The following is a 21,421-nucleotide window of genomic DNA, read 5'->3' as shown; positions in this document are numbered from 1 at the left end:
CGCTGTTCATGGCCGCCCTGAACCACAGGTCGCCATGGAAGCCCTTCGCCGCCGCATCGAAACCCAGGTCATGAGCCTTACCGGGCTGGCCCTCGGCCAGCTCGACCTGGAATCGCCCAAGGGCGACCCCGGCCTGTTCGGCCCGCACAGTATCAGCTGGCGGGTACATGGCGACTTCCCGAGCATGCTGGTCGGTGGCATCAGCGCCCTCATGCTGCAATTGCTGCACCCGCTGGCCCTGGCCGGGGTGTGGGACCATTCCAACTTCCGTGAAGACCTGCTCGGCCGCCTGCGCCGCACCAGCCAATTCATCTCCGGCACCACCTTCGGCGCCACCCGCGATGCCGAGTGGCTGATCGACAAGGTGCGCACCATCCACCTACAGGTGACCGGCACCGCGCCGGATGGCCGCCCATATGCGGCCAGCGACCCGGACCTGCTGACCTGGGTGCATGTGGCGGAAGTCAGCAGCTTCCTCGCCGCCCACCTGCGTTACCGCAACCCGCACCTTGCGCGCACCGAGCAGGATGCCTACTACGCAGAGATCGCGCTGATTGCCGAGCGTCTTGGCGCCCGCGACGTGCCGCGCTCGTGCCAGCAAGTCGAGGACTACCTGCAGCGCATGCGCCCACAGTTGCACTGCGACGCCCGCAGCCATGAGGTGGTCGGCATCCTGCTCGATGCCCCCGCCCCCAGCCGCCTGGCACAGCCAGTGGGCAAGCTGATGCTGCACGCCGGCATCGACCTGCTGCCGGCCTGGGCCCAGGCCATGCTCGGCCTGCAGCACGGCCCGTTGCAGCGACGCATGATCCGCCTGGGGCTGCAACGCACCGCGCCGATACTGCGCTGGGCGATGCGCGACGGCTCGGCGCATCGGGCCAAACGGCGCATGGGTATCGAATGAGGTCAAATGGTCGCCTCAGCGGAACTGATTTAACGTGCCATACTCCAAGCTCTCCTGCTTAGACAGACGAAGCGACACATGTACAAAGGATTGACTCGCGCCGCTGGCGCACTGCTGGCCCTCGTAGCCCTCTACAGCCTTCTCGGCTTTCTCGTTCTCCCCGGTGTCGCGCTGCGCATCGCCAACCAGCAGTTGGCCCAGTACGCGACCGTGCCTGCCCACCTCGAACGGATCGAGCTCAACCCCTTCAGCCTCGAGCTGACGCTGTGGGGCCTGCAGATCGGCGAGCCGGGCAAGGAGCAGGTCGGCTTCGAGCGGCTGTACGCCAACCTCTCGCTCGACAGCCTGTGGAGCGGTGCCCTGCACCTGGACGCAGTGGAACTGGTCAAGCCACGCAACGAAGTACTGTTCGCCAAGGACGGTACCCTCAACCTGACCCGCCTGTTCAAACTGCCAGCCAGCGAAGCCAAGCCTGACGAGCCGCCCAGCGACCCGTTCCCGCTACGCATCGGCAGCATCAAGCTCAGCGACGGCTACCTGCACTTCGAGGACCTGCGCCCGAGCGAGCCGATCGAGTTCCTCTACGACAACATGAACCTGGAGCTGAAAAACCTCAGCACCCTGCCCAACGACAATGCCGACATGACCCTGGTGGCCATCGGCCCCAACGGCGGGCGCATCGACTGGAAAGGTACCCTGAGCCTGGCCCCGATCGCCTCTGAAGGCACACTGAAGATCACCGAAGGCAAGATGAAGGCATTCTGGCCCTATGTGCGCGATGCCGTGCCACTGGTGCTGGAAGAGGGCGTGGTCAGCCTCGACACCCACTACAAGCTCAACCTTGCCAAACAGACCGAACTGTTGCTGGACAACGCGTCGGTGCGCATCGCCCCGTTTGCCATCAAGGCCCCGGATGGCCGCCCGCTGGCACACCTGGCCAGCCTGGAAGTAAGCGAAACCTCGGTCGACCTGGTCAAGCAGCTGGTCACCGTGGGCAAGATCCGCAGCGAAAAACTGGAAACCTGGGCTGCGCTGGAAAAGGACGGCCAGCTTGACTGGCAGAAGCTGTTCGCCAGCCAGCCGGCCAAGGCTACGCCGAAGGAAAAGGCCGAGCCGGCAGCCGCCGAACCCACGCCCGAACAGCAAGCCGCCAAGGAGCCGAGCAAACCCTGGCAGGTGCTGCTCAAGGATGTGCAACTGCGTAACTACCTGGTGCACCTGGCAGACCGTACCCAGAAGGAGCCAGTGGCCCTCGACGTCGGCCCGCTCAACGCCGACCTGCAAGGTTTCGACAGCCTCAACAAGTCGCCCTTCACCCTCAAGCTCGATACCGGCGTGGGCAAGCAAGGCAAACTGCAGGCGGCCGGCCAGGTCAACCTGGCGCCCATCTGGGCCAAGCTGGACGTGAGCACCCGCGACATCGACCTGCGAGTGGCCCAGGCCTATATCAGCCCGTTCATCCTGCTGGAGCTGCGCAGCGGCATGCTCGCCAGCGACCTCAAGGTCGACCTGAAGAACACCGCACCGCTGGCCTTCAGTGTTACCGGCAAGGCACAGGTCAGCCAGCTGCACACCCTCGACACCATCAAGAGCCGTGACTTCGTCAAATGGCAGCAAGTGAACGTCGACGGCCTGTCCTACGTGCACGGCGATGCGCTGTCGATCGACAAGGTGACTCTGCTGCAACCCTATGCGCGCTTCATCATCAACGAGGACCGCACCACCAACATCAACGACCTGCTGATCCCGCAGCCGGCCGGCGCCCCGACGACCAGCCAGGCCAAGCCGGCCGCTGCCAGCAACGACAAGCCGCTGGGCATCCACATCGGCCAGATCGACATCAACGACGGCTCGGCCAACTTCGCCGACCTGTCCCTCACCCCCAACTTCGCGACGGCCATCCAGCAGCTCAACGGCCGGATCGGCACCATCGACAACCGCAAGCCGGTGCCGGCCAAGGTCGACGTCAAGGGCAAGGTCGACCGCTACGCGCCGGTCACCATCAAAGGCGCCCTCAACCCGTTCAACCCGCTGGCCAGCCTGGACATCGCCACCAGCTTCAAGCGGGTCGAGCTGACCACACTCACCCCCTACTCCGGCAAGTTCGCCGGCTTCCGCATCCGCAAGGGCCGGCTCAACCTCGACCTGCACTACCTGATCACCAATGGCCAGCTGAAGGCCGAAAACAAGGTGGTGGTAGAGCAGCTGCAGTTGGGCGAGAAGGTCGACAGCCCGGACGCCGTGGACCTGCCGATCCGCCTGGCGGTGGCGCTGCTGAAGGACACCGAAGGCAAGATCTCGATCGAGCTGCCGGTGTCCGGCGACCTCAACAACCCGCAGTTCAGCGTGATGCCGATCGTCTGGCAAACCCTGCGCAACCTGGTGTTGCGTGCGGCGCAGGCACCGTTCAAGTTCATTGGCGGGCTGGTTGCCGGCGGTGGTTCGGAAGACTTGGGCAACGTGGCCTTCGCCCCGGGCTCCAGCGAGCTCGGTAGCGACGCCCAGGCATCGCTGGACAAGCTGGCGTCGGCCCTGAAGGAACGCCCGGAACTGCGCCTGGAAATCGAAGGCACCAGCGCCCAGGCCAGCGATGGCCCGCTGATCGCCCAGCAGCGCCTGGAGCGCGAGTACCAGGCCACCTGGTACAAGATCCTGCAGCGTCGCGGTGACAAGGTGCCGGCCAATGCCTCGATGCTGGTGGTCGACGACAGTGACAAACCGGCGATGCTCGAAGGCATCTACCGTAACCGCCTGAAGCAGCAGCCGCCTGCCGAATGGGAGCAACTGGGCCGCGACGAGCGCACCGCCAAGCTGCGCGAGGCGGTGATCAAGTCCTGGGCCGAGAGTACTGCGCTACTGCGCACGCTGGGCCAGGAGCGGGCCAGCAGCATCAAGGATTACCTGGTGGACAAAGGCCAGCTGGAAGATGACCGGGTGTACTTCATCGATACCAACCTGGGCCAGGCCGAGAGCGATGGGCGGGTGGTGACGCCGATGCATCTGGATGCCGAGTAACTTCTACTAGCAGGTCTGGCCTCTTCGCGGGCTTGCCCGCTCCCACAGGGACCGCACACAGTTCAAGGCCTGTGCAGTACCTGTGGGAGCGGGCAAGCCCGCGAAGAGGCCGGTACAGGCTTCACACCAAACGCTGCCCCGACACCGCCGGATGGTACAACGGCTGCACCTTGTTCCCTGCCGGGTCCAACAGGTGGAAGCTGTGCGCCCCGTCACCATGGTTGAACGGCCGGTCCAGCAAGGTCACGCCGTGCGCCTTGAAGTACTGGTACCAGGCTTCCAGCTCCTCCACGCTATCGACGATGAACCCATAGTGGTCCAGGGTCTGCAACCCATTGGCCGCCCCTGCCCCGCGCCCCAGCGACAGGTTGTCGTTACCACAAGTGAGATACACCAGGTCTTCGTTGGCGCGGTTCAGCACTTCCATGCCCAGCACATCGACGTAGAAGCGTTCACACTCCTCCAGGTTGGGTACCAACAAGGCAATATGACGCAGGCCGTTCAGGCGGCCAGGGCGTGCAGGCAATTCGGACATTGGCGAGTCTCCATTTTTGTATACAATTCACAATAGAATTTAAAACAAAAGGAGAGCCTTGTGTATAGCCTGTTCATCAAGACCCGAGTGAAGCCCGGTTGCGCCGAGGAATTTCTGACTGCGATCAAGGTCAATGCCGCGGCTTCCGTTGCCAACGAACCTGGCTGTCTGGTGTTCGATGTGTCGCAGGACCGGGTCGAGCCGGAGGTCATCTACCTGTACGAGATCTACCGCGATGATGCGGCGTATGACGCGCATACGCAGACTGCGCACTTTCGCGATAGCCGGCCGTTGGTCGAGCCGCTGATCGTCGAGCAGGAATGCTTCGAGAGTGATGTGATTGCGCGTAATCCGGTGTACTAGCCACCAATGAAAAGCCCCGGCAAATAGCCGGGGCTCGGAGCGAAGGTGGCCAAATCCTTTTGGCCGACGGGACATTCCTTATTCGGCTTTCAGGCCGTCCGACATCACACTTTTGACGCCTTTGATGTTCTTGGTAATACGAACAGCTTCTTCTTTCTGGGACTGAGTCACCGCCACGTCAGACGACAGCGAGACGACACCTTGGCTGGTCTCGACTTTGATGTCGCTGCCTGGAATACCTTTTTCAGTCAGCAGGTCCGCTTTCACTTTGGTGGTGATCCAGGTGTCAGATCCTTCCTGCTTGGCGTTGTCCACGGTATTGGCGGCCAACATGACTGGAGCCTGGGTTGGCTCTGCAGCGAATGCGCCGTTAGCCATGGTCAGGGTCAGGGCGGTAGCAGTAGCGGCAGCAATGGCGAACTTCTTCATGTGAGTCACTCCTGTTTTTCGAAAGGTCTGCGCCGTATGTCCTGGCGTCAGATATGAAGGTAGTTGCACGCGCTGTGCCAGATTTTTCGCTTCGCTTGTTTCCTTTCAAATCAATAAGTTAGCGAAAAACCAGCATTCCCGTCGTCGTGCATTTTGCAATCTGCACGGTAAACCTGCATGCAAGATGCAAGTCCGCAAAAGGTTCCCTTTCGCCCATGAAAAAAGGGCCCCGAAGGGCCCTTTTCCTGTTGCGTGGCAGTCGCTTAGACGCCCGAGGCCTTGGCCGCGGCAACGTCCTTGATCGACAGCTTGATACGGCCGCGGTTGTCCACGTCCAGTACCAGTACTTCGACTTCCTGGCCTTCTTTCAGGATGTCGGTGACTTTCTCGACGCGAGCATCGCTCAGCATGGAGATGTGCACCAGGCCGTCCTTGCCAGGCAGGATGTTGACGAAGGCACCGAAGTCGACGATGCGCTCGACCTTGCCGACGTAGATCTTGCCGATCTCGGCCTCGGCGGTGATGCCCAGGATGCGCTGCTTGGCAGCCTCTGCCGCTTCCTTGGTTTCGCCGAAGATCTTGATCGAGCCGTCGTCTTCGATGTCGATCGAAGCCTTGGTCTCTTCGCAGATGGCGCGAATGGTGGCACCACCTTTACCGATGACGTCACGGATCTTGTCGGTGTCGATCTTCATCGCGATCATGGTCGGGGCGTTGGCCGACAGCTCGCTACGCGACTGGGCGATGATCTGGTTCATCTGGCCGAGGATGTTCAGGCGCGCTTCCAGGGCCTGGCCCAGGGCGATTTCCATGATCTCTTCGGTGATGCCGTTGATCTTGATGTCCATCTGCAGCGCAGTAACACCCTTGGCGGTACCGGCTACCTTGAAGTCCATGTCGCCCAGATGGTCTTCGTCACCCAGGATGTCGGTCAGGACGGCGAACTTGTCACCTTCCTTGACCAGGCCCATGGCGATACCGGCAACCGGTGCCTTCATCGGTACACCGGCGTCCATCAGGGCCAGGGAAGCACCACAGACCGAAGCCATGGAGCTGGAACCGTTGGATTCGGTGATTTCCGATACCACGCGGATGGTGTACGGGAAGTCGCTGTCGCTCGGCAGCATGGCCTGCACGCCACGACGGGCCAGGCGGCCGTGGCCGATTTCACGACGGCCGGCGCCGCCCATGCGGCCGCACTCACCCACCGAGAATGGCGGGAAGTTGTAGTGCAGCATGAACGGGTCTTTCTTCTCGCCTTCCAGGGTGTCCAGCAGCTGGGCGTCACGGGCAGTACCCAGGGTCGCGACGACCAGGGCCTGGGTTTCGCCACGGGTGAACAGCGCCGAACCGTGGGTCTTCGGCAATACGCCGACTTCGATGTTCAGCGGGCGCACGGTGCGGGTGTCACGGCCGTCGATACGCGGTTTGCCGTTGACGATGTTCTCGCGGACGGTGCGGTATTCCAGCTCGCCGAAGATGTCCTTGATGGCGCCGGCGGAAGGGCCGGTCTCTTCGTTGCTCAGACGGGCAACAGCCTCGTCGCGCAGCTGGCCCAGGCGGTTGTAACGGTCAGCCTTCTGAGTGATGGTGTAGGCCTGCGAAACGGCTTCGCCGAACTCGCCACGCACCAGGTTCATCAGCTCGACGTTGGCTGGGGCTGGCTGCCAGTCCCAGGTCGGCTTGCCGGCTTCGGCGGCCAGTTCCTTGACGGCCTGGATCACGGCCTGGAATTCGTCGTGGGCGAACAGTACGGCGCCCAGCATCTGGTCTTCGGTCAGCTCTTTGGCTTCCGATTCAACCATCAGTACAGCGTCGGAGGTACCGGCAACGACCATGTCCAGGCTCGAGGCAGCCAGTTGCTCGTAGGTCGGGTTCAGCAGGTAGCCGGTGCTTTCGTGGAAGGCAACGCGAGCGGCGCCGATCGGGCCTTCGAACGGAATGCCGGAAATGGCCAGGGCAGCCGAGGTACCGATCATCGCAGCGATGTCCGGGTCGGTCTTCTTGCTGGTGGAAACCACGGTGCAGACGACCTGCACTTCGTTCATGAAGCCTTCCGGGAACAGCGGACGGATCGGACGGTCGATCAGGCGCGAGGTCAGGGTCTCTTTCTCGGAAGGACGGCCTTCACGCTTGAAGAAGCCACCCGGGATCTTGCCGGCGGCGTAGGTCTTTTCCTGGTAGTGGACCGACAACGGGAAGAAACCCTTGCCTGGATCGGCCTGTTTGGCGCCTACCACAGTCACCAGCACGGTGACGTCGTTGTCGACGGTCACCAGCACGGCGCCGGTTGCCTGACGGGCAATACGGCCCGTTTCGAGAGTAACGGTCGATTGACCGAACTGGAAAGTCTTGATTACCGGGTTCACGGTTTCCTACCTTTTTCAGTGGCTCTTGGGGGAACTGGTTTCTTGCGAATTCTTGGGCAGAACGGGGAATCGGCCCCATTGACCGTCCAGATACAACACGAGGCTGGGAGCCTGGCACCAAGCGGAAAATCCGCTCAGCATTGCCAGGCTGCCAACCTCGGAGATACGCGTGGCGTGTCCAACGGCAGCACTGCAAAACAGCCCTGCCGAAGCCTGCGACACGCCATGCACACCACTGGCCAGGCCGCTATTAGCGACGCAGACCCAGGCGACCGATCAGGGCGCTGTAACGAGTGGTGTCTTTGCCCTTCAGGTAGTCCAGCAGCTTACGACGCTGGTTGACCATACGAATCAGACCACGACGGGAGTGGTGGTCTTTGTCGTTGGCCTTGAAGTGGCCTTGCAGCTTGTTGATGTTGGCGGTCAGCAGAGCAACCTGCACTTCCGGGCTACCGGTATCGCCGGCGGCTTGCTGGTATTCGGCAACGATCTGAGCTTTTTCTTCAACGCTGAGGGCCATTTGGCTTCTCCTGATAACGGATCCCGCATGCGGGGTCCAATAGGCCAGGGACAAATCCCTGTATTAATAAAAAAGGTGTGACCGTGCCTACTGACAGCCACCCTTGGTGCCGTGGGGCCTGGCAACTGCCTGGCCTCGCGGTTTCGGTCATTCCGACCGAATCAGCCGACGCGGCGCAATGCGCCCGTCTTCGCTCACTTCACCGATACCGATGAAGCGTGCATTGTGATCCTGTACCCGGACCATGCCAAATTGTGGCGCGTCCGGCGCGCGTACCGCCTGCCCATGCAGCCAGTAGAACGCACTGTGTTCGGACAGGCACACCAGCGGCCAGTCCTGCAGGCCGCTGTCCGAGGGCATGAGGAAGCGGTCGAGCGCTTCGTTGCCGCCTTCGGCGTGGGCCTGTTCGAGTTCCTCGAGGGTGACCGTCTGTGCCAGTGCGAAAGGCCCGGCCTGGGTCCTGCGCAGCTCGGCGACATAGGCGCCGCAGCCAAGGGCCTCGCCGATATCCTCCACCAGGGTGCGGATATAGGTGCCTTTGCTGCATCCTACGCTCAACCGTGCACGGGTGCCTTCGCACTCGAGCAACTCCAAGCGGCCAATAGTAACAGAACGCGCCTCGCGCTCCACTACCTCTCCTGCACGTGCCAGCTTGTACAGCGGCTGGCCGTCACGCTTGAGCGCCGAGTACATCGGCGGTATCTGGCTGATCTGGCCACGAAAACGCGGCAGCAGGGCCTCGATGTCGGCGCGACCAACGGTCACCTCGCGGCTCTGCAGCACCTCACCTTCGGCATCACCGGTGTTGGTAGTCTGCCCCATCTGCATGACCGTTTCGTAGCCCTTGTCGGAATCGAGCAGGTACTGCGAAAACTTGGTCGCTTCGCCGAAGCACAGCGGCAGCACGCCGGTTGCCAGCGGGTCGAGGCTGCCGGTGTGGCCGGCCTTTTCCGCGTTGAGCAGCCAGCGCACCTTTTGCAGGGCAGCGTTGGAGGTGAAGCCCAGCGGCTTGTCGAGCAGGATGATGCCGCTGACGTTGCGGCGGATACGTTTGACCTGGGCCACCGCTTACTCCTCGGCGTCCGGCTTGTCGGCATCCTTGTGCAGACGGTCTTCGGCGACCGCGCGCTCGATCAGTGCCGACAGGTGGACACCGCGGCTGACGCTTTCGTCGAAGTGGAAATGCAGTTGCGGCACGCTGCGCAGCTGCATCGAGCGGCCCAGGTGCAGGCGTAGGAAGCTGGCGGCGCTGTTCAGGGCCTTGAGCGACTGCTGCACTGCGTCTGGCGTTTCTTCGCCCATGACGGTGATGAAGACCTTGGCATGGCCTAGGTCGCGGCTGACATCCACAGCGGTGATGGTGACCAGACCGACGCGGGGGTCCTTGACTTCACGGCGGATCAGCTCGGCCAGCTCGCGCTGCATCTGATCACCGATACGTTGGGTACGGCTGTATTCTTTGGCCATTCTTGCTACCTGTAACTTAAAGCGGCAAACGCCCGGTCAGGCTGATGCCTGACCGGGCGCTACCTACTGAGGCACTGCCCACCGCCCTGCGGCGGGGGCTGGCGCCCTGCTCACCCTTAAAGGGTACGAGCAACCTGGACTTTCTCGAAGACTTCGATCTTGTCGCCGACCTTGACGTCGTTGTAGCTCTTCACGCCAATACCGCACTCCATGCCGTTACGCACTTCGGAGGCGTCGTCCTTGAAGCGACGCAGCGACTCCAGTTCACCTTCGAAGATCACAACGTCTTCGCGCAGTACGCGGATCGGACGGTTGCGGTACACGGTACCCTCGATGACCATACAGCCAGCGATGGCGCCGAACTTCGGCGAACGGAACACGTCACGTACTTCGGCGACACCCAGGATGTTCTCGCGAACATCGCTGCCGAGCATGCCGGTCAGGGCCTTCTTGACGTCTTCGATGATGTCGTAGATCACGTTGTAGTAACGCATATCCAGACCTTCCTGCTCGACGATCTTGCGCGCGCCGGCATCGGCACGCACGTTGAAGCCGAACAGTACTGCATTCGAAGCCAGCGCCAGGTTGGCGTCGCTCTCGGTGATACCACCGACGCCGCCACCGATCACGCGTACCTGAACTTCGTCGTTGCCCAGGCCCGACAGCGAACCCTGCAGTGCTTCCAGGGAACCACGCACGTCGGTCTTGAGGACGATGTTGAGGGTCTTCTTCTCTTCCTGACCCATGGTCTCGAAGATGTTTTCCAGCTTGCCGGCGTGAGCACGGGCCAGCTTGACCTCGCGGTACTTGCCTTGACGGAACAGGGCAACTTCACGGGCCTTCTTCTCGTCGGCAACCACGGACAGCTCGTCACCGGCTTCCGGGGTACCGTCCAGGCCGAGGATCTCGACCGGGATCGACGGGCCGGCTTCCTTCACAGGCTTGCCGTTCTCGTCGAGCATGGCGCGCACGCGGCCATAGTTGGAACCGCACAGGACCATGTCGCCCTGACGCAGGGTACCGTCCTGAACCAGGATGGTCGCCACCGGGCCACGGCCCTTGTCCAGACGCGATTCGACAACCACGCCACGACCTGGAGCGGTCGGGGTAGCGGTCAGCTCGAGGATCTCGGCCTGCAGCAGGACAGCTTCGAGCAGTTCGTCGACGCCGGTACCCATCTTCGCCGAAACCTTGACGAACGGAGTATCACCACCCCAGTCCTCGGAGGTCACGCCTTCGACGGCCAGCTCGTTGCGGATGCGATCGATATCGGCACCCGGCTTGTCGATCTTGTTCACCGCAACCACCAGCGGAACGCCAGCTGCCTTGGCATGCTGAACGGCTTCGCGGGTTTGCGGCATCACGCCGTCGTCCGCCGCCACCACCAGGATGACGATGTCGGTAGCCTTGGCACCACGGGCACGCATTGCGGTGAACGCAGCGTGGCCTGGGGTATCGAGGAAGGTGACCATGCCGCGGTCGGTTTCCACGTGGTAGGCACCGATGTGCTGGGTAATACCACCGGCTTCGCCAGCGGCAACCTTGGCACGACGGATGTAGTCGAGCAGCGAGGTCTTGCCGTGGTCAACGTGACCCATGACGGTAACGACCGGCGCACGCGATTCGACTTCACCTTCGAACTTCAGCGATTCGGCCAGGGAGTCTTCCAGGGCGGTATCGCTGACCAGGGTCACTTTGTGGCCCAGTTCTTCGGCGACCAGCTGAGCGGTTTCCTGGTCGAGCACCTGGTTGATGGTGACCGGGGTACCCAGCTTGAACATGAACTTGACCACTTCAGCGGCCTTGACCGACATCTGTTGGGCCAGTTCCGAGACGGTGATGGTCTCGCCGATGGTCACGTCACGGATGACTGGACCGGTCGGGTTCTGGAAGCCGTGCTGGTTGCGCTTCTTCAGCTTGCTCTTGCCACCGCGGCCACGGCGTACGCCATCGCTCTCTTCATCGGTGGTGCGCGGTGCGGCACGAGGAGTCGGAGCCTTTTCCTTCTCCTTGACCTTGACCTTGATCGACACGCGCGGGGCCTCGCCACGACGCTCGCCACCACGACGGTCTTCGTCACGGGTGCGGCCTTCGTTGCGACGGGCTTCGTCCTTCTTGCGCTCGGCAGCACGGGCTGCGGCGTCTTCGGACGCCGGGGCGTCGGCAACTACCGGGGCCGGGGCAGCGGCAGGCGCCGCCTCTGGCTTGGCGGCAGGCGCAGGGGCTGCAGCAGCGGTATCGGCGGCCTGACGGCGAGCCTGCTCTTCGTTGCGCTGGCGAACTTCGGCCTCGACCTTCTCGCGAGCGGCATTTTCAGCCGCGCGGCGCTCATCCAGTTCACGCTTCTGCTCAGCCTGGATTTCTTCCGGGCTGCGCTGCACGAATACTTTCTTCTTGCGTACTTCTACGCTGATGCTCTTGCTACCGGCGACACGCAGGGTGCTGGTGGTTTTGCGCTGCAAGGTAATCTTGCGCGGTTCTTCCGCCTTGCTCTTGTGGCTGCTCTTCAAATGAGTCAGCAAGGTCTGCTTCTCATTGTCGGTCACTACCTGACCGGCGTCGGTGTGCGGCAGACCTGCCTCACGCATCTGCTGCAGCAGGCGCTCTACCGGTGCCTCGACCTCTTGGGCCAGTTCTTTCACCGTGACTTGCGTCATGCACTTCTCTCCTCAGGCCGCGCCTAATTACTCGAACCAGTGGGCTCGGGCGGCCATGATCAACTTGCCGGCACGCTCTTCGTCGATGCCGTCGATGTCGAGCAGATCGTCGATCGACTGCTCGGCCAGGTCTTCGCGGTTAACCACGCCGCGCACCGCCAGTTCCGCCGCCAGGTCCTTGTCCATGCCCTCGAGGGAGAGCAGGTCGTCAGCCGGATGGGCGTCTGCCAGTTTTTCTTCGGTAGCGATGGCCTTGGTCAACAAACGGTCCTTGGCTCGAGCGCGGAGCTCGTTGACGATATCTTCGTCAAAGCCATCGATGTTGAGCATTTCTTCCAACGGTACGTAGGCAATTTCTTCGAGGCTGGTGAAGCCTTCGTCGACCAGCACTTGGGCCAGCTCCTCGTCGACTTCCAGTTCATCGATGAAATTGCGCAGGATGTCACCGGTTTCGGCCTGCTGCTTGGCCTGGATGTCCTTCTCGGTCATCACGTTCAGGGTCCAGCCGGTCAGCTGACTGGCCAGGCGAACGTTCTGACCGCCACGACCAATGGCCTGGGCCAGGTTGTCCTCGGCAACGGCGATGTCCATGGCATGGGCATCTTCATCAACGATGATCGCCGCGACTTCAGCCGGCGACATGGCGTTGATGACAAACTGCGCCGGGTTATCGTCCCACAGGACGATATCCACACGCTCACCACCCAGCTCCCCGGATACGGCCTGGACGCGCGAACCACGCATGCCGATGCAGGCGCCTTGCGGGTCGATGCGCTTGTCCTTGGAGCGGACGGCGATCTTGGCTCGCGAACCCGGATCACGGGAGGCAGCCATGACTTCGATGAGGCCTTCGGCAATTTCCGGCACTTCGATGCGGAAAAGCTCGATCAGCATCTGTGGCGCGGTGCGCGACAGGATCAGCTGAGGGCCACGGTTCTCGGTGCGAATTTCCTTGAGCAGCGCACGCAGGCGCACGCCAACACGGAAGGTCTCACGCGGAATGATGTCTTCGCGGGCCAGCAGGGCCTCGGCGTTGTTGCCCAGGTCAACGATGACGTTGTCGCGGGTAACCTTTTTGACGGTGCCGGAGATGATCTCGCCAACGCGCTCGCGGTAGGCATCGACCACCTGGGCACGCTCGGCCTCACGGACCTTCTGCACGATGACCTGCTTGGCGGTCTGGGCGGCAATACGACCGAACTCGATGGACTCGATCTTCTCTTCGATCACGTCACCGACCTTGGCTTCAGGGTGGGTTTCATGAATCTTGCTCAACCAGGTCTCGATCGCCGGATCATCAAGATCGGCTTCGTCGACCACGGTCCAGCGACGGAAGGTCTCGTAGCTACCGGTGTGGCGGTTGATTTCCACACGCAGGTCGACTTCGTCCTCAAAACGTTTTTTGGTTGCAGTGGCCAGTGCCACTTCCAGCGCTTCGAAAATGACGCCGGGCGGTACACCTTTTTCGTTGGATACCGATTCAACAACCAGCAGTACTTCTTTGCTCATCGTACGCCTCGCCTTGCGCAAGCCATTGGGCCCGGATAGTCCGCCGGGCCCGGCACGTCTCAGTCAAAACTGGGAATAATATTGGCCTTGTCGATCGAGTCGATCGGCAACAGGAACTCTTGATTGTCCACCTGGACCACCACGTCCTGCTCCTCCACACCGCGGAGAAGGCCCTGGAAGTTACGACGACCCTCGAAGGGTGAGCGCAGCTTGATCTTCACTTGTTCGCCGGCATGCGAGGCAAACTGTTCCAGAGTGAACAGTGGGCGATCCATGCCTGGAGAAGACACCTCGAGGGTGTATTCACTGCTGATCGGATCTTCCACATCGAGAATTGCGCTGGCCTGACGGCTGACCGCTTCGCAGTCGTCCACCAGGATGCCGCCTTCCTTGTCGATGTAGATGCGCAGTACCGAATGCTTACCCTGGGAAACGTATTCGATCCCCCAGCATTGATAGCCCAGACCCTCGACAACCGGGGCCAACAAGGCCTGCAACTGTTCTAGCTTGCTCGACACCTGAACCCCCTCGTGCATGCTGTGCAAATAAAAAATGGGCGAAGCGCCCATCCCTGAAAGCGCCGTTGGACAACGACGCCGAAAACTGTTCGGTTAGCAAAAAGCCCCTGAAAAGGGGCTCCGCTGAAGCTGGTTGCGGGGGCTGGATTTGAACCAACGACCTTCGGGTTATGAGCCCGACGAGCTACCAAGCTGCTCCACCCCGCGACAAAGCTGGGGCAAAAGTATAAGACCGAACCCTCCTGAGGGTCAAATCCGAACCTTCACCTGCAAGAAAGCCCGCTAAAGCGGGCTCTCAAGCTTTAATTGGTACCGAGAAGGGGACTCGAACCCCTACACCCTATGGGCACAACCACCTCAAGGTTGCGTGTCTACCAATTCCACCACCTCGGCAATACTACTACTTGAAACCCGTTACTTCTGCTCTTGTGCTGGAGGAGGTACATCACCCGTATTAGGAGTGGTTTCGCTCTTCTGCTGCTGGAGCACCGGTACATCATCATTAACTGCCGGTTTCTGCGGCTCTTTCACTTCTAGCACTGCTGGATCTGGAAGACCTGCTTGGCTAAGCTGGTGAGCTTGTTGCTTCGCGAAGTATCCTAACCCAAGTGCTGTCAAAAAGAAAGTGGCAGCGAGTATAGCAGTTAATTTACTCAGGAACGTTGCAGAGCCCTGGCTCCCGAACACGGTATTTGAAGCACCCGCGCCGAAAGATGCACCTGCTTCCGCACCTTTACCCTGTTGCAACAGAACCAGCACTACAAGCGACAGCGCTGCCAACAGATGAAAAACAACGATGACTGTTTCCAGCATTTGTTCAGTTTCCTGCGGCGCGACAAATTGCACCGAATTCGTCTGCGTTCAGGGAAGCTCCACCAATGAGCCCCCCATCGATATCCGGCATGCCGAACAGTTCGGCCGCATTGGCCGCCTTCACGCTGCCGCCGTAGAGCAACTGCACCTTCGCAGCCACTTCAGCATCTTCTGCCGCCAGCTGGCCGCGGATGGCTGCATGCACATCCTGGGCCTGCTGTGGCGTGGCCGTAAGGCCAGTGCCAATGGCCCATACAGGCTCATAGGCAATTACTGCATTGGCAAAAGCCTTAACACCGAATGCCTCGATGATACTGCTTAGTTGACGCCCGACAACTTCGAGCGTTTTGCCGGCCTCGCGCTCTTCAAGGGTTTCCCCGATGCAAAGCACTGGCTTCAAACCTTTGGCTTGGGCCGCTGCAAACTTGCGATTGAGCACTTCGTCGGTTTCACCAATGATCTGGCGACGCTCCGAATGGCCAATCAACACCAACTTGCAGCCTGCTTCAACCAGCTGTTCCGGAGCAACTTCTCCGGTCAGCGCACCCTGTTCGGGTTGTACTGCAGAATTCTGTGCGCCGACAGTAATTTCCTTGCCTGCCAGGCCATCGATCACTTGATTGATGAACAAGGCCGGTGGAAACACCGCGACTTCCACTCCGCTCGGCAAGGCCAGATTTCTCAAGCCTTCGGTCAGCTCAGCGACGCTAGCGCGGGTACCGTGCATCTTCCAGTTACCAGCTACCATAGGGCGACGCATGCTTTACCTCGTCGGTCAAAGTGGGCGCAGATAGTACCCAACCCTATCTGCGCTGGCAAGCGCCTTCAGACACAAACTTCGCCAACCAGTTTGGCCAACGCTTCTGCGTGCGCACGCACCTGGCTTTCGTCCTCGCCCTCGACCATCACCCGCACCAACGGCTCGGTACCGGATTTGCGCAGCAGCACGCGGCCGCGGCCGGCCAAGGCCTCGGTCACCTTGGCACTGGCTTCCTTGACCGCCGGGTGCTCCAGCGGGTCGACCTTGCTGGCGCCATAGCGCACATTGATCAGCACCTGCGGGCACTTGCGCAGGGCCTGACGAGCCTGGGCCAGGGTTTCGCCACGACGTTTGAGTGCCATCAGCACCTGCAGCGCAGCGATGATCGCGTCACCAGTGGTGGTGTGATTGCAGCACACGACGTGCCCAGAGTTTTCACCACCGACCAGCCACTCACGCTCCAGCAGCTCGGCCATGACATAACGGTCACCGACCTTGGCCCGCACGAACGGGATATCCAGCTCCTTCAGCGCAAGCTCCAGGCCCAGGTTGCTCATCAGCGTGCCCACTACCCCGCCCTGCAGCTTGCCCCGCTCCTGCATGTCGCGGGCGATAATGAACAGCAGTTCGTCACCATCGACGATGGCGCCGGTGTGGTCGACCATCAGCACGCGGTCGCCATCACCGTCGAAGGCGATGCCCAGGTCGGCATGACCGACCAGCACGGCAGCCTGCAGCGATTCGATGTGAGTCGAGCCACAGCCTTCGTTGATGTTCAGGCCGTCGGGCTGGGCATGCAGCACGGTCACGTCGGCACCCAGCTCGCGGAACACGCTTGGCGCGACCTTGTAGGTGGCGCCATGGGCGCAATCGACCACCAGCTTGAGGCCGTCGAAGCTGGTGCTGCTCGGCACGCTGCTCTTGCAGAACTCGATGTAGCGGCCGGCGGCATCGTTGATGCGCGAAACCTTGCCCAGCTTGCCCGACTCGACAACGGTCATCGGCTGGTCGAGCAATTCCTCGATCATCAGCTCGACTTCGTCCGGCAGCTTGGTCCCCTGGCCCGAGAAGAACTTGATGCCGTTGTCATCGTGCGGGTTGTGCGAGGCGCTGATGACGATGCCGGCTTCGGCGTGGAAGGTACGCGTCAGGTAGGCGATGGCCGGCGTAGGCATCGGCCCGAGCAGCATCACGTCGGCACCTGCCGCGGACAGGCCGGCTTCGAGTGCGGACTCGAACATGTAGCCGGAAATACGCGTGTCCTTGCCAACCAGCACCCGGCAGTGGCCTTGCTTGCGGAAGGCCATGCCGGCCGCCCAACCAAGCTTCAGCATGAAGTCAGGCGTGATCGGGTATTCGCCGACACGGCCACGAATGCCGTCGGTACCAAAGTATTTTCTGCTCATAGGGACTCCAATGTTCTTATTCGGCGTTTTGCACCGCAGCGATCATGCGCACCACATCAACGGTTTCGGCCACGTCATGGACACGAAGGATGCTCGCCCCCTTGGTCATGGCCAACGCCGCCAGCGCGAGGCTGCCGTACAACCGCTCGCCGACCGGACGTTCCAGCGTCAGGCCGATCATGCTCTTGCGTGAAACACCCACCAGCAGCGGGCGCCCAAGGCGATAGAGCGCTTCCATATGCTTGAACAGGCTCAGGTTGTGCGCCAGTGTCTTGGCGAAACCGAAGCCCGGATCAAGGATGATTCTGTTTGCGTCGATGCCCGCCGCAGCGCAGGCGGCCATTCGCTGCTCAAGGTAACGCGTAACGTCGGCGGTCACATCTTCGTAATGTGGGTCGTCCTGCATGTTACCCGGCTCGCCGCGCATGTGCATGAGGCATACCGGCAGGCCGGTATCCGCGGCAGCGTCCAGGGCGCCATCGCGCTCCAGGGCTCTCACGTCGTTGATCAGCCCGGCACCGAGGCGCGCCGATTCACGCATGACCGCCGGGGTGGAGGTATCGACCGAGATGACCACATCGAGGCGGCTGTTGATCGCCTCGACCATGGGGGCTACCCGCTCCAGCTCCTCGGTCACCGATACCGCGCGCGCGCCCGGACGCGTGGACTCGCCGCCGATGTCGATCAGCGTGGCGCCTGCGGCAACCATCGCTTCGGCATGACGCAACGCCTCGTCGCGCTGGTTGAAGCGCCCGCCATCGGAGAAGGAATCAGGGGTGATATTGAGAATACCCATGACATGGGTACGCGACAAATCAAGAACCCGGTTGCCGCAAGGCAACCGGGTCGGGTACTGCGCTGAGCTCATAGATGCCCTTAGTGTTGAGCCGCTGGACCGCCGATCGGCGATTCCGGGCGATCACCCTGGGCTGCAGGCTTGCCCGAAGCCGAGTCATCATCCCAGTCGCGCGGTTCGCGGGGGGTACGGCCGGCCATGATATCGTCAATCTGCTCGGCGTCGATGGTCTCGTACTTCATCAGCGCTTCGGCCATGGCATCGAGCTTGTCACGGTTGTCGGTGAGCAACTGCTTGGCCGTGGCGTAGCACTGGTCGATGATGCTGCGCACTTCCGAGTCGATCAGCTTGGCGGTTTCGCCGGAAACGCTGGCGTGCTGGCTGGCAGCACTGCGGCCCAGGAACACCTCGCCTTCTTCCTCGGCGTACATCAGCGGGCCGAGTTTTTCGGAAAGGCCCCACTTGGTCACCATGTTTCGGGCGATCTGGCTGGCACGCATGATGTCGTTGGACGCGCCGGTAGTGACACCGTCGAAGCCCAGGGTCATTTCTTCGGCAATACGGCCGCCGTACAGCGAACAGATCTGGCTGATCAGTGCGCGCTTGGACAGGCTGTAGCGGTCTTCTTCCGGCAGGAACATGGTCACGCCCAGGGCACGACCGCGCGGAATGATCGAAACCTTGTAGACCGGATCGTGCTCAGGCACCAGGCGACCGACAATGGCGTGGCCAGCCTCGTGATAGGCAGTGTTCTGCTTCTCTTTCTCGGACATGACCATGGTCTTGCGCTCGGCGCCCATCATGATCTTGTCCTTGGCCAGCTCGAACTCTTTCATTTCGACCAGGCGCTTGTTGGCGCGCGCGGCAAACAGCGAGGCCTCGTTGACCAGGTTGGCCAGGTCTGCACCGGAGAAGCCAGGGGTACCACGGGCAATGACCGCCGGGTTGACGTTCTCGCCGACCGGCACCTTGCGCATGTGCACCTTGAGGATCTGCTCACGACCACGAATGTCCGGCAGGCCAACCACCACCTGGCGGTCGAAGCGGCCGGGGCGCAGCAGAGCCGGGTCGAGCACGTCCGGACGGTTGGTAGCGGCGATGACGATGATGCCATCGTTCATTTCGAAGCCGTCCATCTCCACCAGCAACTGGTTGAGGGTTTGCTCACGCTCGTCGTGACCGCCACCCATGCCGGCGCCACGGTGGCGACCAACGGCGTCGATCTCGTCGATGAAGATGATGCACGGGGCGTGCTTCTTGGCCTGCTCGAACATGTCGCGCACACGGCTGGCACCGACACCGACGAACATTTCCACGAAGTCCGAACCGGAGATGGTGAAGAACGGCACCTTCGCCTCGCCGGCGATGGCCTTGGCAAGCAAGGTCTTACCGGTACCGGGCGGGCCGACCATCAGCACGCCACGCGGGATACGGCCGCCCAGGCGCTGGAACTTGCCCGGGTCGCGCAGGAACTCGACCAGCTCGCCAACCTCTTCCTTGGCTTCGTCGCAACCTGCAACGTCGGCCAGGGTGGTCTTGACCTGGTCTTCGGACAGCAGGCGCGCCTTGCTCTTGCCGAAGCTCATCGGCCCGCCCTTGCCGCCCGCGCCGCCCTGCATCTGGCGCATGAAGAACATGAACACGGCGATGATCACCAGGATCGGGAAGCTCGCCACCAGCAGCTGGGTCCAGATGCTCTGCTGCTCAGGCTGCTTGCCTTCGACGATGACGTGGTTGTCGACCAGGTCGCCGATCAGGCCGTTGTCGGTAATGGCCGGGCGAACGGTCTTGAAATTGTCGCCGTCGGCGCGCTTGCCGGTAATGATGTAGCCGTCGACGGTCACACGCTCGACCTTGCCATCCTTGACCTGCTGGATGAAGTCGGAATAGTTGAGGGTCTGCGGCTCGTTAGGGCTGGAGAAGTTGTTCATCACTGTCACCAGGACAGCTGCGATGATCAACCACAGGATCAGATTCTTTGCCATGTCGTTCAATTCGCTACCCTCTGAGGTCGGCGCACGACGCAGCCGTTCCTCGCATGATATTCATCGCCCTAACTTACTACATTACCTACGCAGCCGCAGGCACCGTCTGTAACCCTTTGTGAAAGCTAGACTACACGAAGTTCGGACGATCCTGACGCAGCGGCCGATTGGAAATAACTATCGGCCACCACGCTTCACGCCTTTCATGCCCCTTTGAAACCCCTGCCCAGCAGGTACTGCTCGCGGGAACGGTCACGCGACGACGACGGCTTGCGCATCTGTACCTTGTCGAACTTGCTGCGCACGTCCTTGAGGTACACGTCAAAACCTTCGCCCTGGAAAATCTTGATCAGGAAATCGCCGCCGGGCTTCAGCACGCGGGTTGCCAGATCGAGGGCCAGCTCGCAGAGGAACATGGCACGCGGCATGTCCACCGCAGGCGTACCACTCATATTGGGGGCCATGTCGGAAATCACAAGGTCCACGTGCGAATCGCCGACGGCCTCGAGAATGCGCTGCAGCACTTCATCATGGGTGAAATCGCCCTGGATGAAGGTCACATCGGGGATCGAGTCCATCTCCAGGATGTCGGACGCGATCAGGCGGCCCTGGCCACCAATCAGACGACTGGTCACCTGCGACCAGCCACCAGGAGCCGCGCCGAGGTCGATCACGCTCATGCCTGGGCGGATCAGCCGGTCCTTTTCCTGGATCTCCAGCAATTTGTAGCTCGCACGCGAGCGGTAGCCATCCTTTTGCGCCTGTTTCACAAAAGGATCGTTGAAATGCTCTCGCAGCCAGTTTGCGCTGCTTTTGGAACGTTGTACCACGGGGCACCTCGATGATATGCGTCGTGATTGACTGGGCGGAGCCGGTGGCCCTCGGGTAAAATGCCGGTCAATTTTACAGAATCAGACGGAAAGGGTCAGATTATGCCGCTCAATAACGAGCAGAAGAAGCAATACAAGTCCATTGGTCATGACCTGAAGCCGGTCCTGATCGTTGCTGGCAACGGTTTGAATGAAGGCGTCATCGCCGAACTGGAGCGCGCCCTGGTCGACCATGAGCTGATCAAGGTCGAAATTCGCTCGGAAGACCGCGAAGAGCGGGCCGAGACCATTGCCGAACTGTGCAAGGCCGGCCGTGCCGAACTGGTGCAGACCATTGGCAAGAAAGCCCTGATCTACCGCAAGAACCCACAGCCGAACAAGCAGCTGTCCAATATCCACCGTTACAAGTAACGGCACGGGGGCTGCTGCGCAGCCCATCGCCGGCAAGCCAGCTCCCACAGGTACGGCGCATGGCCTGAATTCGATGCGGTCGGTGTGGGAGCCGGCTTGCCGGCGATGGGCCGCAAAGCGGCCCCAGCGATCTC

Annotated in this window: 19 protein-coding genes and 2 tRNA genes; 4 read left to right on the top strand and 17 right to left on the bottom strand. The window is 61.5% G+C overall.

Annotation, left to right across the window (positions count from 1 at the left end):
- Positions 1 to 34 precede the first annotated feature (34 nt).
- A complete protein-coding gene (locus tag CAG34_RS18640) occupies positions 35 to 904 on the top strand; it encodes an oxygenase MpaB family protein (RefSeq protein ID WP_085591709.1) in 870 nt (289 codons plus the stop codon).
- Positions 905 to 982: 78 nt separating this feature from the next.
- A complete protein-coding gene (locus CAG34_RS18635; protein ID WP_085591707.1) occupies positions 983 to 3,919 on the top strand; it encodes a DUF748 domain-containing protein in 2,937 nt (978 codons plus the stop codon).
- A 121-nt stretch (positions 3,920 to 4,040) separates the two neighbouring features.
- Here CAG34_RS18635 and CAG34_RS18625 read toward each other — a convergent pair whose 3' ends face one another.
- Entirely contained in the window at positions 4,041 to 4,454 is a 414-nt protein-coding gene (locus CAG34_RS18625; protein WP_085591705.1) for a VOC family protein, read from the bottom strand.
- Positions 4,455 to 4,514: 60 nt separating this feature from the next.
- Here CAG34_RS18625 and CAG34_RS18620 point away from each other — a divergent pair, with 60 nt between their 5' ends.
- Entirely contained in the window at positions 4,515 to 4,817 is a 303-nt protein-coding gene (locus tag CAG34_RS18620) for a putative quinol monooxygenase (RefSeq protein ID WP_085591704.1), read from the top strand.
- Between the two features lie 78 nt (positions 4,818 to 4,895).
- Here CAG34_RS18620 and CAG34_RS18615 read toward each other — a convergent pair whose 3' ends face one another.
- From CAG34_RS18615 to rlmE, 16 genes are all read right to left on the bottom strand, one after another.
- Entirely contained in the window at positions 4,896 to 5,246 is a 351-nt protein-coding gene (locus CAG34_RS18615; RefSeq protein WP_025340697.1) for a BON domain-containing protein, read from the bottom strand.
- Positions 5,247 to 5,509: 263 nt separating this feature from the next.
- Positions 5,510 to 7,615 carry a polyribonucleotide nucleotidyltransferase gene (gene pnp, locus CAG34_RS18610; RefSeq protein ID WP_025340698.1) on the bottom strand — a complete coding sequence of 702 codons (2,106 nt, stop codon included), beginning with the start codon at positions 7,613 to 7,615 and terminating at the stop codon, positions 5,510 to 5,512.
- A 250-nt stretch (positions 7,616 to 7,865) separates the two neighbouring features.
- Positions 7,866 to 8,135 carry a 30S ribosomal protein S15 gene (rpsO, locus tag CAG34_RS18600; RefSeq protein WP_003249971.1) on the bottom strand — a complete coding sequence of 90 codons (270 nt, stop codon included), beginning with the start codon at positions 8,133 to 8,135 and terminating at the stop codon, positions 7,866 to 7,868.
- 147 nt (positions 8,136 to 8,282) lie between these two features.
- The gene (gene truB / locus CAG34_RS18595; RefSeq protein ID WP_085591702.1) at positions 8,283 to 9,200 is read right to left on the bottom strand and encodes a tRNA pseudouridine(55) synthase TruB; all 918 of its coding nucleotides are present in this window, start codon (positions 9,198 to 9,200) and stop codon (positions 8,283 to 8,285) included.
- Positions 9,201 to 9,203: 3 nt separating this feature from the next.
- Positions 9,204 to 9,602, bottom strand: a complete 399-nt coding sequence (gene rbfA, locus CAG34_RS18590) for a 30S ribosome-binding factor RbfA (RefSeq protein WP_025340699.1) — start codon at positions 9,600 to 9,602, stop codon at positions 9,204 to 9,206.
- Positions 9,603 to 9,718: 116 nt separating this feature from the next.
- Complete coding sequence (gene infB / locus CAG34_RS18585; protein WP_025340700.1) at positions 9,719 to 12,259, bottom strand: translation initiation factor IF-2; 2,541 nt, start codon at positions 12,257 to 12,259, stop codon at positions 9,719 to 9,721.
- 27 nt (positions 12,260 to 12,286) lie between these two features.
- Positions 12,287 to 13,768, bottom strand: coding sequence for a transcription termination factor NusA (nusA, locus tag CAG34_RS18580; protein ID WP_003258062.1), 1,482 nt, complete (start codon positions 13,766 to 13,768; stop codon positions 12,287 to 12,289).
- 59 nt (positions 13,769 to 13,827) lie between these two features.
- Positions 13,828 to 14,286, bottom strand: a complete 459-nt coding sequence (gene rimP / locus CAG34_RS18575) for a ribosome maturation factor RimP (RefSeq protein ID WP_003249960.1) — start codon at positions 14,284 to 14,286, stop codon at positions 13,828 to 13,830.
- Positions 14,287 to 14,416: 130 nt separating this feature from the next.
- A tRNA-Met gene (locus CAG34_RS18570) sits at positions 14,417 to 14,493 on the bottom strand.
- Between the two features lie 100 nt (positions 14,494 to 14,593).
- Positions 14,594 to 14,679 (bottom strand) — tRNA-Leu (locus CAG34_RS18565).
- Positions 14,680 to 14,700: 21 nt separating this feature from the next.
- A complete protein-coding gene (gene secG, locus CAG34_RS18560; protein WP_015271857.1) occupies positions 14,701 to 15,099 on the bottom strand; it encodes a preprotein translocase subunit SecG in 399 nt (132 codons plus the stop codon).
- A 4-nt stretch (positions 15,100 to 15,103) separates the two neighbouring features.
- Positions 15,104 to 15,859, bottom strand: a complete 756-nt coding sequence (tpiA, locus tag CAG34_RS18555) for a triose-phosphate isomerase (RefSeq protein WP_025340701.1) — start codon at positions 15,857 to 15,859, stop codon at positions 15,104 to 15,106.
- Between the two features lie 65 nt (positions 15,860 to 15,924).
- On the bottom strand, positions 15,925 to 17,265 hold the full coding sequence (gene glmM / locus CAG34_RS18550; protein ID WP_085591700.1) for a phosphoglucosamine mutase: 1,341 nt from the start codon (positions 17,263 to 17,265) through the stop codon (positions 15,925 to 15,927).
- 16 nt (positions 17,266 to 17,281) lie between these two features.
- Complete coding sequence (folP, locus tag CAG34_RS18545) at positions 17,282 to 18,133, bottom strand: dihydropteroate synthase (RefSeq protein WP_075046426.1); 852 nt, start codon at positions 18,131 to 18,133, stop codon at positions 17,282 to 17,284.
- Positions 18,134 to 18,141: 8 nt separating this feature from the next.
- Positions 18,142 to 20,046 (bottom strand): ATP-dependent zinc metalloprotease FtsH, encoded by a 1,905-nt coding sequence (gene ftsH, locus CAG34_RS18540; protein WP_025340704.1) that lies wholly within the window; start codon positions 20,044 to 20,046, stop codon positions 18,142 to 18,144.
- A gap of 203 nt (positions 20,047 to 20,249) precedes the next feature.
- Positions 20,250 to 20,876 carry a 23S rRNA (uridine(2552)-2'-O)-methyltransferase RlmE gene (rlmE, locus tag CAG34_RS18535; protein WP_025340705.1) on the bottom strand — a complete coding sequence of 209 codons (627 nt, stop codon included), beginning with the start codon at positions 20,874 to 20,876 and terminating at the stop codon, positions 20,250 to 20,252.
- 102 nt (positions 20,877 to 20,978) lie between these two features.
- On the opposite strand from rlmE, the gene yhbY reads away from it, so the two are divergent.
- Positions 20,979 to 21,287 carry a ribosome assembly RNA-binding protein YhbY gene (gene yhbY / locus CAG34_RS18530; protein WP_003249945.1) on the top strand — a complete coding sequence of 103 codons (309 nt, stop codon included), beginning with the start codon at positions 20,979 to 20,981 and terminating at the stop codon, positions 21,285 to 21,287.
- The last annotated feature ends 134 nt before the right edge of the window (positions 21,288 to 21,421 follow it).

The organism is Pseudomonas sp. B14(2017) (assembly GCF_002113255.1).
Classification (GTDB): Bacteria; Pseudomonadota; Gammaproteobacteria; order Pseudomonadales; family Pseudomonadaceae; genus Aquipseudomonas; species Aquipseudomonas putida_Z.
The sequence above is the reverse complement of the archived record's forward strand: the minus strand, read 5'-3'. Positions and strand labels throughout refer to the sequence as shown.

Bases quoted from the DNA above. Each gene is read 5' to 3' on its own strand.
- glmM (WP_085591700.1), bottom strand. From the start codon at position 17,265: ATGAGCAGAAAATACTTTGGTACCGACGGCATTCGTGGCCGTGTCGGC.
- rpsO (WP_003249971.1), bottom strand. From the start codon at position 8,135: ATGGCCCTCAGCGTTGAAGAAAAAGCTCAGATCGTTGCCGAATACCAG.
- CAG34_RS18635 (WP_085591707.1), top strand. From the start codon at position 983: ATGTACAAAGGATTGACTCGCGCCGCTGGCGCACTGCTGGCCCTCGTA.
- infB (WP_025340700.1), bottom strand. From the start codon at position 12,259: ATGACGCAAGTCACGGTGAAAGAACTGGCCCAAGAGGTCGAGGCACCG.
- rbfA (WP_025340699.1), bottom strand. From the start codon at position 9,602: ATGGCCAAAGAATACAGCCGTACCCAACGTATCGGTGATCAGATGCAG.
- nusA (WP_003258062.1), bottom strand. From the start codon at position 13,768: ATGAGCAAAGAAGTACTGCTGGTTGTTGAATCGGTATCCAACGAAAAA.
- CAG34_RS18640 (WP_085591709.1), top strand. From the start codon at position 35: ATGGAAGCCCTTCGCCGCCGCATCGAAACCCAGGTCATGAGCCTTACC.
- CAG34_RS18625 (WP_085591705.1), bottom strand. From the start codon at position 4,454: ATGTCCGAATTGCCTGCACGCCCTGGCCGCCTGAACGGCCTGCGTCAT.
- yhbY (WP_003249945.1), top strand. From the start codon at position 20,979: ATGCCGCTCAATAACGAGCAGAAGAAGCAATACAAGTCCATTGGTCAT.
- folP (WP_075046426.1), bottom strand. From the start codon at position 18,133: ATGAGCTCAGCGCAGTACCCGACCCGGTTGCCTTGCGGCAACCGGGTT.
- secG (WP_015271857.1), bottom strand. From the start codon at position 15,099: ATGCTGGAAACAGTCATCGTTGTTTTTCATCTGTTGGCAGCGCTGTCG.
- ftsH (WP_025340704.1), bottom strand. From the start codon at position 20,046: ATGGCAAAGAATCTGATCCTGTGGTTGATCATCGCAGCTGTCCTGGTG.
- CAG34_RS18615 (WP_025340697.1), bottom strand. From the start codon at position 5,246: ATGAAGAAGTTCGCCATTGCTGCCGCTACTGCTACCGCCCTGACCCTG.
- tpiA (WP_025340701.1), bottom strand. From the start codon at position 15,859: ATGCGTCGCCCTATGGTAGCTGGTAACTGGAAGATGCACGGTACCCGC.